The organism is Arthrobacter sp. Y3221159 (assembly GCF_059089885.1).
Window position 1 is genome coordinate 1 of record NZ_JBNHFC010000012.1, and the last position, 13,117, is coordinate 13,117.

Below are 13,117 nucleotides of genomic sequence, written 5' to 3' on the forward strand. Positions count from 1 at the left end.
CACAACCTGGGCCTGACGTGTGACCCGATCGGCGGGCTGGTCCAGGTGCCCTGCATCGAACGGAACGCGATCGCGGCCGCGAAAGCGATCAACGCCGCGAAAATGGCGCTCTGGGGCGACGGCACGCACCGCGTCTCCCTGGACGAAGTCATCATCACCATGCGCGAGACCGGCAAGGACATGAGCGACAAATACAAAGAAACCGCCATGGGCGGCCTCGCCGTCAACGTCGTCGAATGCTGACCTGCGGTGTCTCGATGGGACGGCCGGCGGCAGCTAGTTATGGACGGCGGCCCACCAGTTCAAGGTGGAAGCGAACACCAGCCACGCCACGTAGGGAAGCAGGAGCAGGCCGGCGGCCCTGCTGATCGGACCGAACTGCAGGACAGTGATGGCGACGGCGGCTATCAGTGCCAGGATGATGGCCAGTGCCAGCCATAACGCCGCAGAACCCAGCATGGGGTACAGGCCGAAGAACACCGGAGTCCAGGCAAGGTTGAGAACAAGCTGGATGGCGTAAGCGGTCAGCGCTGGCCTGGTGTTCGCCCTCCGCTTCCGCCAGACAAGCCACGCCGCAACAGCCATGGCCGTGTACAGCACAGTCCATACCGGCCCGAACAAGAAGTTCGGCGGGGACCAGGGCGCCTTGTCCGCTGTGACGTACCAGCCGTCAACGTTGCTGGCGGTGGCCAGCCCGCCCAGCGCCGCAACCAGGAAGGACGCTGCCAGGAAGCCGGCCAACGCGGCCACCTGGATGCTGCCGCGGTGGGATTGGGCGCGTTCCTCCGGCGGCGGCATCAGCTGTTCCCGTTCTGGCTGCATCCTCCCACCCTTGCGAGCCCCGGTGCCTGAGTCAAGGCGGAAGGCCGGTCCTGCTGCAGGCTTTAGACTTGAGGCTGCATGTCCGCACACATCCACGAGTACCGAAACCGCGCATCAACCCGATTGGACACGGCCCCCTTGCGAGAATTCACCGCACGTTTTGCCACCGCCGAGGAAATTGAAAACTGGGACAAGCACGTCACGGCCAACCCGAACGGCGGCAACATGCTGCAGTCGGCCGCCTACGCCACGGTGAAAAACGGCAGCGGCTGGAAGGTCCGCTTCCTGGTGCTGGAAAGCCGGGAAACAGCCAGCTACAACCTGGTACTGGAAAAGAAGTTCCCCGTGCTCGGCCGGCTGTGGTACCTCATCAAAGGCCCGGACCTCGCCGCGCCGAAAGATCTAAAGGCCTCCTTGGAAGCCTGTGCCGCACTTGCCCGCGGGCGCAAGCTCAACGTCTTCACCATCAAGATCGAACCGGACATCATTGACTCTGCTGATGCCCAGGCGCAGCTGGCCGCCGCCGGACTGGTCAAGGCGCCGAACATCCAGTCCAACGACTCCACCGCCCTGCTGGATATTTCCCGATCCGAGGAAACGGTCCTTAAGAACATCTCTTCCCGCGCCCGCAACGCCATCCGGCGGGCCGAGCGGGAAGGCTGCGAAGTTGTGCGCAAGGAACAGGGGCCGGAAACGTACCGCGCCCTGTACGACCTCATGGCGGACACGGTCAAGGCCAAGGGCTCGATGCCTCTGCGCAGCTACGAGTACTACGCCGCCTTCTGGGACGAATTCTGCAACCGGGGCCAGGGGAACTTCTTCTTTGCCTACGAGGACGGCAAGCCCAGCGTGGGCGCCTTCGTGATCAACTACGGCGCCAAAGCGACCTACAAAGACGGCGGCTCCACCCAGAACCGAAAACAGTACGGCGACTCGCACCTGGTCCAGTGGACAGCAATCCGGCGCATGCAGGAACTTGGCTGCACCGAATACGACTTCTGCGGCACACCTCCGTCCTCCCGCATCAAGGACAAGAGCCACAACCTCTACGGCATGGGAATGTTCAAAACCAGCTTCACCAAGACGGTCACGGACTTTGTGGGCTGCCACGACTACGTGCTCTCGCCACTGCGGCACCGTCTCTGGGTCAAGGGCGCAGAAAGGGTGTTCCGCCGGATCGAAACGGCGCGGACCGGCCAGCAGTTCTACTGACCCCCACCCGTCCCGCGGCCGCCAGCGCCAGCAGTGCGCCGCCTCAAGCCCCTCCCGCACCGCGGCCCCTGCCACGCCGCGAGAACACCGAAGAAGGTAAGCCCCTTGAATCCAGTTCCCACGGCCACCGGCCTTGAGCCCGCAGTCCTCAGCGATGCCGAGTTCGAGGCATTCGCCCTGAAGCATCCGCAGAACAGCTTCCTGCAATCCGTCGGCTTTGCCAGGTTCCAGCGAGCCCGCGGCCAGGAAGTGGAACTCTTCGGGGTACGCAGGGACGGCGAACTCGTGGCGGCCGGAAAGCTGAACTACACCACCACCCGCCTGGGCTACACCGTGTGCGAATGCGCCAAGGGGCCCCTGATGGACTACGCGGACCGGGAACTGGTGACCGCCGTCGTCGGACTCCTGCGGAAGCGTGCCCGCGAACGCAAAGCAGCCGAGCTGCGAATCTCCCCAAACATCCACTACATCGCCCGGGACGAGGACGGTGCAGAACACCCCGAGGTGCTGGACAACCGTCCGCTCGTGGCTCAGCTGGAAGGGCTGGGATTCCGGCACCAGGGACTGGACATGGACTTCGTGAACGTCAACTGGATGTTCATCAAGAGCCTCCAGGGCATCCAGGACGCGGAAGAGCTGATCATGAGCACCAGTTACCGCACCCGGAAGGCAATCCGGAAGGCAGAGAAGAACGGCGTGTTCCTCGAGCAGGCCACGCTGGAAACGCTGGACGACTTTTACGCCGCCCTCAGCCGGGCCGGGGACGAAAAGGGGTTCGTCTACCGCGAGCGGGCCTACTACGAGCATCTGCTCCGCACCACGTCCCCTGAGTTCACCAAGCTCATGATGGCCAAGATCGACATCCCGGCCTACCGCAAGTCCATCAGCGACCGCCTGGCCAGTGAGTCCGCCACTGCCGCCGACCTCCGCCGCGAAGTGGAAGAGACTGGCAGCAAGAAGAAAGCCAACCGGCTCAAGGTGGTCCAGGACCTGGTGGACAGTTATGAGCGCAGCCTCAAGGACATTGAGCGGTTCCCGGACTCCGTCGGTGTTGCCACCGTGGCCGCCATCCACTTCGTCTGCTACGGCGACGAGGTGGTCTGCGTGATCGGCGGCACCGTCCAGGATTACATCTACTTCAACGGCGCCACGTCGCTGTATTGGGGCATGATGCTGCACGCCCTGGAAAAGGGCTATCCGCGCTACAACTTCTACGGAACGTTTGGCATCTCCGGCCAGGACCAGGAAGGCCACGGCGGCTACGAATTCAAGAAGGGCTTCGGGGGCGAGGTGGTCCAGCTGGTGGGTGACTTCGCGATGCCCGTCAGGCCTGCCGTGTTCCACGCCAACCGGCTTGCGCGGGCGGCCGTCGCGGTGGCCCGCACGGTACTGGGCAGGTTGCCCGGCAGGCGCACATCCTGACGGACAGTCCACACCACAGCACAGTCCACACCGCACAGGGAGGAGGGACCCTTGACTGACCGACCCGGGAGCCCGGCGGCAGGCCGCCCGCAACGGGCAAAACCTGACACTGCAAAGCCTGAACCCGCCGCCACAGGACCGGAGCGGGCCGGAGCCGGACGTTCCGGGGCCCAGCCTTCCGGTGCGCATTCGTCCGGGGTTCGGCCTCACACCGACGGCCTGCCAAAGACGCAGGCGCTGACCGCTGCCGAACTGCGGCAAGACGCTGCGGCCAAGAAGATGCTGCGCCGCCTGGTCCAGGGTGAAAACCCGCCGACGGCGCCGTTGAGCATCGTGGACCGGCTGGCTGGCAGTCCTTATGCAAACCCCACCATCCAGGTGGGCGGCGTGGACACCTCAGCGCGCAAGACGCTTGACTTCGCCCTGCACCTGGCTGAAACCATGTTCCGGTACGGTGCCGGCGCGCTGGAGGTGGAAACCAGCATCATCGCTGTCACCGCGGCGCTGGGGCTGAAAAACATCGAGGTGGACATCACCAACCAGTCCGTGGGCATCAATTACGCGCCCAAGGACCAGACGCCCATTGCGCTGCTGCGCGTGGTGCGGTCCTGGACCAACAACTATGCCGGCCTGGCCAAAGTGCACCAGCTGGTGACGGACATTGTGGCCGGGGGAGTGGGCCGGGATGAGGCCACCCGCAGGCTGAATGAGGCGATCACCTGCCCCAAGCCCTTTCCGCGCTGGATGGTCACGGTGGCCTTCGGTATTTTCGCGGCGGCGTTCGTGGGCGTGCTGGGCGGCGGCCCGGTGGCCTCGGCCATCGCGTTCGTTGCCAATATCGGCATCAGCCTGCTGGCGCGCCAGCTGGGACGCTGGCGTGTGCCGGACTTCTTCATTACCGCCAGCTGCTCCTTCGTGGTGACCCAGCTGGCCCTCCTGCTCTGGCAGTTCGGCCTGACCAGCTCGCCGGCGATCGTGGTGGTGGGCGGCATCCTCCTGCTGCTCCCGACAGGTCGCCTGGTCTCGTCCGTGCAGGACGCCATCAACGGGTTCCCCGTCACGGCGGCCGGACGGTTCCTCTCAACACTGCTGACCTTCGGCGCCATCGTGGCCGGCATCGCCGTCGCGTTTGTGGTGGGTGAACTGACGGGGATGCCGCGGATCGACGTCACGCAGACGTTCCCGCCGGCCTACGATCTGTGGGTCCTGGTCATCTTCGTGGCGGTGGCTGTGATGGCCATCTGCATCACGGAACAGACCAGCTGGCAGCTCCTGCTGCCCACCGCGGCTGTGGGCGTCGCAGGCTACTTCGTCCTGCTTGGCGGCGGGCTGCTCGGCATCGGTGACCGCTTTTCACCGGCCCTTGCTGCCGTGGTGATCGGCCTGCTGGCACGCGTGGTCGCCCTCCGCCTGGGCGCGCCGCAGCTGGTGGTGGCAGTCCCCGCGGCGCTGATCCTGCTCCCGGGCCTCACCATTTTCCGCTCCATGTACGTACTCACCATCGAGGAAGCCGAGATCCTTCTGGGTGCCGGGGGTATGCTCAGCGCGGGCGCGATTGTGCTGGGAACGGCCGGGGGAATCGTCCTGGGCGACACCCTGGCGCGGCCACTGACCCGGAGCCTGGCAAGCAACGAGCGGCGCCGCGCCCGCCGGCGCTGACCCGGCACGCGGCAGGTTCCGGCTGACGGTGCCGAAGGTCAGATCTGGCCGACCGGAAGCTTCTTTTCGGCCTGGAACACGTCCTCCACGCGTCCCTGCGCCCAGTAGCCGGATAGCGAAACCTGCCTGCGTTCCAGGCCGCGCTGGGTAAAGAAGACTTCCCGGAGGGCCTTCATGTAGCCCCGCTCGCCGTGCGCGAAAACGTCCACCGTGCCACCAGGCCATTCGGCGCCGGCCACAGCGCTGACCAGCTGGTCGCTGGACCCGGCCGGTACGCCGTTACGGAACAGCCAGGTGATTTCCACGCCTGCCGGTGCGGTGAGCGGCTGCACGTCGGCGTCGGAATCCACTTCAAGGAAGGCCAGGCCTGTCGCCTCCGGAGGCAGTGCCTCGAGGCACGCGGCGATGGCGGGCAGGGCTGCCTCGTCGCCGGCAAAAAGGTACCAGCCGGCCTCCGGGTTGGGATTGTAGGCGCCGCCCGGGCCGGTGAAGGTGATGGGATCGCCGGGCTGTGCCTTGGCCGCCCAAGGGCCGGCCAGCCCGTCGTCGCCGTGCACCACAAAGTCGATGGCAAGTTCCCGGGCGGCCGGATCAACCCAGCGCAGGGTGTACGTGCGCGTATAGGGCCACTGCTCGCGCGGCATGGTTTCCCGGATGCTCCATAGGTCCAGGGGAGACGGGTACTGGACGCCGGGCTGCGGAAAGACAATCTTCACGTACCGGTCCACGAAGCCGTTGTTGACAAAGTCAGCAAAGCCCGGGCCACCAGCCACGATGCGGACCATGTGCGGCGAGAGCTGTTCCCGGCGGAGGACCTCCAAATTGATCTGGGGGCGGCTCTTCTTGGTGGCGCTGGTGGCGGCAGGAACAGTGCTCATAAGGTAAGCCTAAGCTAAGGAACTGGCGGAAGCTCCCAGGTTACGTCCCGGGCGCCCTGCTCCCGGAGGAGCCGGTTGACCTGGCTGAAGGGCCGGGAGCCGAAGAAGCCGCGGGACGCCGACAGCGGACTCGGATGGGCGCTGGACACCACCGGGGTATCACCAAGCAGCGGACGGACTGATTCGGCTTCCTTGCCCCACAACAAGGCCACCAGCGGCAAGGGCGCGCCGTACGGGGACTGCCGGGCGGCGACCGCGGCGACGGCCGCCGTCGTAATTTTCTCCCAGCCCTTGCCGCGGTGGGAACCGGCGGAACCGGCACGCACGGTCATCACCCGGTTCAGCAGCAGCACACCCTGCTCCGCCCAGGCGGAAAGGTCGCCGTGCACCCGGGCTGGGATGCCAAGGTCCGCCTCCAGTTCGCGGTAGATGTTCGCGAGGCTGCGGGGGATGGGCCGCGTGCGCCTGTCAACGGAGAATGAGAGGCCGACGGCGTGACCCGGCGTCGGGTAGGGGTCCTGGCCCACCACCAGGACCTTCACACCGGCAAGGGGCTGGCGGAACGCGCGCAGGACGTTCGACGGCGACGGCAGCACCTGGTGCCCGGCCGCCACCTCATCTGCCAGGAAGCCGAGGACGGCGCGAAGCTCGGGTTCCACCCCCGCCAGCGCCTCGGCCCAGTCCGGAGCCACGAGGTCCGTCAGCGGGCGCCGCGCGAGTTCGGCGAACTCTTCCATTCCGGCGGGGTCCTGCTCCAATTCGAACAAGGCGTCTGATTCAGGCACCGTCCCATTCTTGCAGGCGAGCGGCGGCACTTAGGCTCGGATGAGGGTCCCGGCCCTCGCCGACGCAAATGACAAGGCTGTTATTCGTCCGTAGCATGGGGGTAAGACATTTTCCCCTAGACCTCGAAGGAGTGTGCCGTGGCGGAACCGGCCCGGGAACATCTGCCCGAGGAATTGCCGGCGCAGGAACCACGGAACACCCTGCTGGCGGACTTCACGCTGCGCGAGTCCCCGCTCAATGAACGCGAGCAGCAGATGCTGGCGCTTGAGCGTCAGTGGTGGAAGTACGCCGGGGCAAAGGAACAGGCCATCCGGGAGCTCTTCGACCTCTCTGCCACCCACTACTACCAGCTGCTGAACGCCCTGATCGACCGCGAGGATGCACTCGCCCACGATCCCATGCTGGTCAAAAGACTGCGTAGACTACGTACGTCCCGCCACCGTGCCCGGACCGCCCGGCGCCTGGGCTCCGACACCTAGGACCACCCGCGCCCCCAGCCGCAATTCCCAAGGAAGTCAGCCATGACCAGATACGCCCGCGACGAATTCGACAAGGTCCCGGAAAACCCCCAGCGGCAAGGTGTCCACCGCACTGCTTCTGCGCCCTCGCGGGTACGTCTCTGGCCCATCCTGGCAGTAGGGGTGGCGGCGCTGGCCATCGGGCTGGTGTCTTTCCTGATCCTTCCGAAACTTGGCTTCAGCGGCACGGGGGCCCAGGTATCTTCCAGCCAGGAAGCGGCCCCGCTGGCGGAAACGGGGACAACGCCTTCGGCCAGTCCTGAAAGCACCCCGGAACCTACTGCGGAAGCCACGCCATCGGCGTCGACCGGGCCATCGCCCAGTGCCGAGGCTGTTCCCGAAGCCACCACCGCGGCGCAGGCGCAGGTCTTCCTTGACCGGACCCAGCCCGTTGCCGTCTACAACGCCACCGGAGCGGCAGGCCTGGCGGGCCGGGTGGGCGGAACCGTCCAGGCGGACGGCTGGACCCTGGGGCAGGTTGGCAACTGGGCCGGAGCGCCGCAGCAGGGTTCCACCATCTTCTACGCCGGACCTGAACAGCTGGCCAACGCCCAGGCCCTCGCGCGGCTGCTGGGCGTCCCTACGCTGGTCAGCAGCACGGACTTCCAGGTTCCCCTGGTTGTGGTGCTGGGACCCGGTTACCGGTGAGCATCCCCGGTCCGGCCGGTCACGCGTAAATAACTATTCCCGGCTCCACTCCCGGACACCTGCAGCGCCAGGCAGGCATTGGCTAAAGTGAAGTCCAGGGTCCGGTCCGGGGCAGGCAAGCATCATTCGGGCTCCTGAGTCCCCGGTCTCAACGGAAAGAGTTGGTCAGCATGGCACTGGGAACCGTGAAATGGTTCAACGCGGAAAAGGGCTACGGCTTCATCACCGTTGACGGATCCGGCGACGACATCTTTGTCCACTGGTCCGCCATTCTGGGTGAGGGCTACCGCGCGCTGGATGAGGGGCAGCGCGTTGAGCTTGAAGTCGGCGAAGGCGAGAAGGGCCCGCAGGCCGAAAGCGTCCGGCCGGCCGAGTGAAGCATTTCCCCGTTTCCGCCGTCCGTATCCGTCCGGCGCTCGCCCTCTCCACGTGTGCCCTCCTGGCTGCCACTGCCTGTTCCGGAGTCACCGGCAACGTCCGCGTAGAGTCAGTCGAGGCGTCAGGCGACGGCATCCTGCGGGTTGGCCTGGTCCTGGACAACACCGGTGGCAGCAGTTTCCTCAATGACTCCCAGCTTGCCGCGGCCAGGCTCGCGGTCAGGGAGATCAACGCGACCGGCGGCCACAAGGGCAGGCCGGTGGAACTCCTGCCGGTCGAGTCGGGCCAGGATGCCGCGGCACAGGCACATGCACTGGTGGCCGGCAAGGCAGACGTTGTCGTAGGACCCACCGATTCGAGCCACGCACCCGCTGTCATTGATGTTCTCTCCCGGGCCCGGACACCGCTGATCTCGCCGGCCAACACGGCTGCAGGACTTACCGGCGCGGACTCCGGCGGTTACTACTTCCGCACGGCCGCCGCGGACGTCGCCCAGGCACCCGTCTTGTTGAAGCTTGCGAAGAATGCCGGTGCTGCCTCCGTTTCCGTGGTGTACCAGGAAGGCGCCTACGGCAAGGACGTCGCCGATGCCATTTCCGAAGCAGCGGGCCAGGCCGGACTGGACGTTGCGGCAACCGAGGAGTTCCCTCCGGGGGAGGCGGGCCGGGCCGCCGGCGCGGCAAGGGAGGCCGGTGCCGATGCCGTGATCCTGGTGGCCCGGGAAGGCGCCCAGGGCGCACTCGCGGAACTGGACAGTGCCGGGATCGCCGGCTCCCGCATCATCCTCAGCGATGGAGCCTTCGCCCGTTACGGGTCCAAGCTGGGCGCCAAGGCACTGGAGGGCGCCCGTGCCGTGGTCCCCGGACAGCTTCCCTCCGCCGGATTCCAGGAACGGCTGCTCGCCGTCGACGGCCAATTGAAGGATCTTTCCTTCGCCGCCGAGGCCTACGACGCCGTCACCCTGGCGGCGCTGGCCGCGGCCCGGGCACAGGACGACGCCGGTCGTTCCATCGCCGCCAACCTCATCAACGTGTCCGGCGGCGCTGCCGGCGTTTCCGCCGAGGCTCCCGCCTGCTCCACCTACAAGGACTGCGTCACGGGGCTGGCGGCGGGTGATGAGATCAATTACGACGGCGAATCCGGCCCCGTCGCGTTCGACGCCAACGGAGACATCACCACCGCGAACTTCAGGGTCTTCACGTATGGTGCCGACAACCTGCCGGCACCGAGCGGCAGCGAAACAGCGGGGCGCAGCGGAAACTGACGCGCTGATCGCCGTCAGCGAATACTCCTCGGACGGCCGCTGCTTCAATCGCCTTTCGCTTGCACTCTCACGTAGGGAGTGCTAATTATTGACTTAGCACTCTGACGTACCGACTGCTAACGCAAGGCCTGTTTCAACCAGGCGGTGCGCGGCATCGGGCTAGGAGCCAAGAAACACCTAACTGGAGTGAGGTCCGCACCCGGAGGCATACAGAGGCCGCCGGCAAAGGACCGTCCGTCGCGGGCACTGCAGCGAAGGTTCATTCTTAACGACCGTCCCGAAAGGACCACTGCCGTTATGGCCAAGATCATTGCATTTGATGAAGAGGCACGCCGCGGCCTTGAGCGGGGCCTGAACACCCTCGCCGACGCCGTTAAGGTCACCCTCGGCCCGCGTGGACGCAACGTCGTCCTCGAAAAGAAGTGGGGCGCCCCCACGATCACCAACGATGGTGTTTCCATCGCCAAGGAGATCGAGCTGGACGATCCCTACGAGAAGATCGGCGCCGAGCTGGTCAAGGAAGTTGCCAAGAAGACGGATGACGTCGCAGGCGACGGCACCACCACCGCTACCGTGCTGGCCCAGGCCCTGGTCAAGGAAGGCCTGCGCAACGTTGCCGCCGGCGCCGACCCGCTGTCCCTGAAGCGCGGCATCGAAAAGGCTGTTGACGCTGTCACCGCCGAGCTGCTGAACTCCGCCAAGGAAATCGAAACCAAGGAAGAGATCGCCGCCACGGCCTCGATCTCCGCCGGCGACGACGAAATCGGTGCGCTTATTGCCGAAGCCCTGGACAAGGTTGGCAAGGAAGGCGTCATCACGGTCGAGGAATCCAACACCTTCGGCCTGGAGCTCGAACTCACCGAAGGCATGCGCTTCGACAAGGGCTACATCTCCGCTTACTTCGTCACGGACGCAGAGCGCCAGGAAACGGTCCTCGAGGACCCGTACATCCTGATCGTCAACTCCAAGATCTCCAACGTCAAGGAACTGGTTGCTGTCCTCGAAAAGGTCATGCAGTCCAACAAGCCGCTGCTGATCATCGCCGAAGACATCGAGGGCGAGGCCCTGGCCACCCTGATCGTCAACAAGATCCGCGGCACGTTCAAGTCCGTCGCCGTCAAGGCTCCGGGCTTCGGTGACCGCCGCAAGGCACAGCTCGCCGACATCGCCGTGCTCACCGGCGGCCAGGTCATCTCCGAGGAAGTCGGCCTGAAGCTGGAGAACGCCGGCCTGGAGCTGCTGGGCAAGGCCCGCAAGGTTGTTGTGACCAAGGACGAGACCACCATCGTCGAGGGTGCAGGCGACGCCGACCAGATCGCCGGCCGCGTTTCCCAGATCCGCGCCGAGATCGAAAACTCCGACTCCGACTACGACCGCGAGAAGCTGCAGGAGCGCCTGGCCAAGCTGGCCGGCGGTGTCGCAGTCATCAAGGCCGGTGCCGCAACCGAGGTTGAGCTCAAGGAGCGCAAGCACCGCATCGAGGACGCCGTGCGCAACGCAAAGGCTGCCGTTGAAGAAGGCATCGTCGCCGGTGGCGGCGTAGCCCTCATCCAGGCCGGCGCAAAGGCATTCGCCAACCTGCAGCTCTCCGGCGACGAAGCAACCGGCGCCAACATCGTCCGTGTTGCCATCGACGCCCCGCTGAAGCAGATTGCCTTCAACGCAGGCATGGAGCCCGGCGTGGTGGTGGACAAGGTCCGCGGCCTCCCCGCAGGCCACGGCCTGAACGCCGCAACCGGTGAATACACCGACCTGCTGGCTGCCGGAGTGAACGACCCCGTCAAGGTGACCCGCTCTGCCCTGCAGAACGCGGCCTCCATCGCCGGCCTGTTCCTCACCACTGAAGCAGTCGTGGCCGACAAGCCGGAGAAGAACCCCGCTCCCGTTGGCGGCGGCGACGAGATGGGCGGCATGGGCGGCTTCTAGCCTTCCTGCCGGGCCAGTCCCGCAGCTATAAGAAATGCGGCCCCTCTTTTCGAGGGGCCGCATTTTTTCTTGGCTGGATTTTTCGAGGACCGGGGCCGCTACTTCCGTGCGCTGGAGAGCATCCCTTCGACTTCCTTCTTGAAGGCTTCGGCGGCAGCCTGGGGAGTGAGGCGGTCGTAGAGCACTTCGTCCGTGTACCGCTTGATGACGTTCTGCACGCTGCCAGCCCCCACCGGCGGGACCGGGGGTGCTTCCTTCATGTCCGGGGCAATGTCCTTGAGGAAGGACACCACCGTGGTGTCTGCTGGCTTCAGGTCGGGGGTAATGCTTTCCACAATCTCCGCGTTGGTGGGCACGCCCCGGTCCGTCATCAGGATGGCGCCGGCCTCCGGACTGTTGGTCAGGTAGTTGATGAAGGTGGCGGTCTCCTCGGGATGCTTGGAGCGTGATGAAGCCGACCAGAACATTGTGGGCTTGTAGTACATCCCGTTGTCCGCGGCGGACCCGTGAATGCTGGGGGCGCGGAGCATCTTGATGCTGCTGCCCGTGGTGGATTCCAGTGAACCCAGCTGGTTGGTCCACCACCAGGCCATGCCAACCCTGTTGGTGCCGAACAGGCTTTCCTCCAGGCCGGCGCCCGAGTCCTCGGTGGCCACCGTTGCCGGAGGGCTTGCCTTGGAGTCGCGTTGCTCCTTCAGGCGCGCCCAGAAGGATGCAGCCGTCGCCGTGTCGAAGTCCAGCTTGCCGTCGGCAGAGTACAGGTTTTCGCCGTGCTGCCGCAGCCAAATGATCAGGTCCGCTTCGTTGCTGCCGTATGCGGCACCGTAGTTCTTTCCGTCGCCGGCTGCGCTGATCTTCGACGCCGTGTCCATGTAGTCGTCCCAGGTCCAGGTGGTGTCGTCCGGGAGTGGCACGCCCGCGGCCTCGAAAACCTTGGTGTTGGCCATGATGACATAGGCATTCTGGCCGGTGCTCAAACCGTACTGCGCACCGTCGTACTGGCCCGACGCCAGGGCTTCCTTATCCAGCTTTGAAGTGTCGATCCCGTCCTGTTTTCCGAGGTCCAGGAGGGCGCCCCGCCCGCCGTACTCGGCGATGTATTTCTGGTCCATCTGGATGACGTCCGGCGCGTCATTCGCTGCAGTCTTGGTGGCGAGCTTGTCCCAGTAGCTGGACCACTCGCCCGGTTCTGATTCGATGTTGATGTTGGGGTGTTCCGCCTCGAAAGCGGCGATGACCTTTTCGGTCTGTGCATTGAGGTACTCATTGCCCCACCACGCGAAGCGGAGGGTGACCTGTCCGTCGCCGCCGGAGCCGCCTGGGGCTCCGCAGCCGGTGGCGAGGATGGAAAGAGCCAGGGCCGCTGCGCCGAGTTGGAATTTCCGCCGGCTGACAGTCCGAATCGTCATTGATGTGCCTTCCTGAATGCCGCCTTCCCTACCCAAAGCGTCCTCGGCTCAGGATGAGGAAAGCGTTTTCTCGAGTAGTACTGAGATTGTTTCCCGAACGGTTCCCGCGCGTCAAGAACTTTCGGTAAACGTTTTCTCGGCCGCCGCCGCTTCGCCCAGGCGACGGGAAAGCCGGTACGTGCCATCATTGTCGTG

13 protein-coding genes are annotated in these 13,117 nt (G+C 65.5%); 9 read left to right on the forward strand and 4 right to left on the reverse strand.

Going from position 1 to position 13,117, the window contains the following annotated elements; genetic code table 11:
• The coding region (locus tag AC5RT3_RS13290) for an L-serine ammonia-lyase, iron-sulfur-dependent, subunit alpha (RefSeq protein ID WP_494124385.1) at positions 1–243 on the forward strand (243 nt) is incomplete at its 5' end.
• Between the two features lie 33 nt (positions 244–276).
• Here AC5RT3_RS13290 and AC5RT3_RS13295 read toward each other — a convergent pair.
• Entirely contained in the window at positions 277–822 is a 546-nt protein-coding gene (locus AC5RT3_RS13295; RefSeq protein WP_494124386.1) for a TspO/MBR family protein, read from the reverse strand.
• Positions 823–900: 78 nt separating this feature from the next.
• Between AC5RT3_RS13295 and AC5RT3_RS13300 the strand changes: the two genes are divergently transcribed.
• From AC5RT3_RS13300 to AC5RT3_RS13310, 3 genes are all read left to right on the forward strand, one after another.
• Positions 901–2,034 (forward strand): lipid II:glycine glycyltransferase FemX, encoded by a 1,134-nt coding sequence (locus AC5RT3_RS13300; protein ID WP_494052794.1) that lies wholly within the window; start codon positions 901–903, stop codon positions 2,032–2,034.
• 105 nt (positions 2,035–2,139) lie between these two features.
• Entirely contained in the window at positions 2,140–3,456 is a 1,317-nt protein-coding gene (locus AC5RT3_RS13305) for a peptidoglycan bridge formation glycyltransferase FemA/FemB family protein (RefSeq protein ID WP_494124387.1), read from the forward strand.
• 51 nt (positions 3,457–3,507) lie between these two features.
• Complete coding sequence (locus AC5RT3_RS13310) at positions 3,508–5,115, forward strand: threonine/serine exporter family protein (protein WP_494124388.1); 1,608 nt, start codon at positions 3,508–3,510, stop codon at positions 5,113–5,115.
• Between the two features lie 38 nt (positions 5,116–5,153).
• Here the strand turns inward: AC5RT3_RS13310 and AC5RT3_RS13315 are convergent, their stop codons facing one another.
• Together AC5RT3_RS13315 and AC5RT3_RS13320 are read right to left on the reverse strand one after the other, a co-directional pair.
• Complete coding sequence (locus AC5RT3_RS13315; protein WP_494124389.1) at positions 5,154–5,993, reverse strand: siderophore-interacting protein; 840 nt, start codon at positions 5,991–5,993, stop codon at positions 5,154–5,156.
• Between the two features lie 14 nt (positions 5,994–6,007).
• Positions 6,008–6,778: a uracil-DNA glycosylase gene (locus AC5RT3_RS13320; protein WP_494124390.1), complete on the reverse strand. Its 771-nt coding sequence runs from the start codon at positions 6,776–6,778 to the stop codon at positions 6,008–6,010.
• A gap of 138 nt (positions 6,779–6,916) precedes the next feature.
• Between AC5RT3_RS13320 and AC5RT3_RS13325 the strand changes: the two genes are divergently transcribed.
• The 5 genes from AC5RT3_RS13325 to groL all read left to right on the forward strand — a co-directional run bounded on the left by AC5RT3_RS13325 (position 6,917) and on the right by groL (position 11,513).
• Complete coding sequence (locus AC5RT3_RS13325) at positions 6,917–7,258, forward strand: DUF3263 domain-containing protein (protein WP_494124391.1); 342 nt, start codon at positions 6,917–6,919, stop codon at positions 7,256–7,258.
• Between the two features lie 42 nt (positions 7,259–7,300).
• Positions 7,301–7,945 carry a LytR C-terminal domain-containing protein gene (locus AC5RT3_RS13330; protein ID WP_494052800.1) on the forward strand — a complete coding sequence of 215 codons (645 nt, stop codon included), beginning with the start codon at positions 7,301–7,303 and terminating at the stop codon, positions 7,943–7,945.
• A 170-nt stretch (positions 7,946–8,115) separates the two neighbouring features.
• Positions 8,116–8,322, forward strand: a complete 207-nt coding sequence (locus AC5RT3_RS13335; RefSeq protein WP_494011715.1) for a cold-shock protein — start codon at positions 8,116–8,118, stop codon at positions 8,320–8,322.
• A complete protein-coding gene (locus AC5RT3_RS13340; protein WP_494124392.1) occupies positions 8,319–9,587 on the forward strand; it encodes an ABC transporter substrate-binding protein in 1,269 nt (422 codons plus the stop codon). Before AC5RT3_RS13335 ends, AC5RT3_RS13340 begins: the two co-directional genes overlap by 4 nt.
• A 297-nt stretch (positions 9,588–9,884) precedes the next feature.
• Positions 9,885–11,513 (forward strand): chaperonin GroEL, encoded by a 1,629-nt coding sequence (groL, locus tag AC5RT3_RS13345; protein ID WP_138134342.1) that lies wholly within the window; start codon positions 9,885–9,887, stop codon positions 11,511–11,513.
• A gap of 98 nt (positions 11,514–11,611) precedes the next feature.
• On the opposite strand, the gene AC5RT3_RS13350 is transcribed toward groL, so the two are convergent.
• On the reverse strand, positions 11,612–12,922 hold the full coding sequence (locus tag AC5RT3_RS13350) for an ABC transporter substrate-binding protein (RefSeq protein WP_494124393.1): 1,311 nt from the start codon (positions 12,920–12,922) through the stop codon (positions 11,612–11,614).
• Positions 12,923–13,117 lie beyond the last annotated feature (195 nt).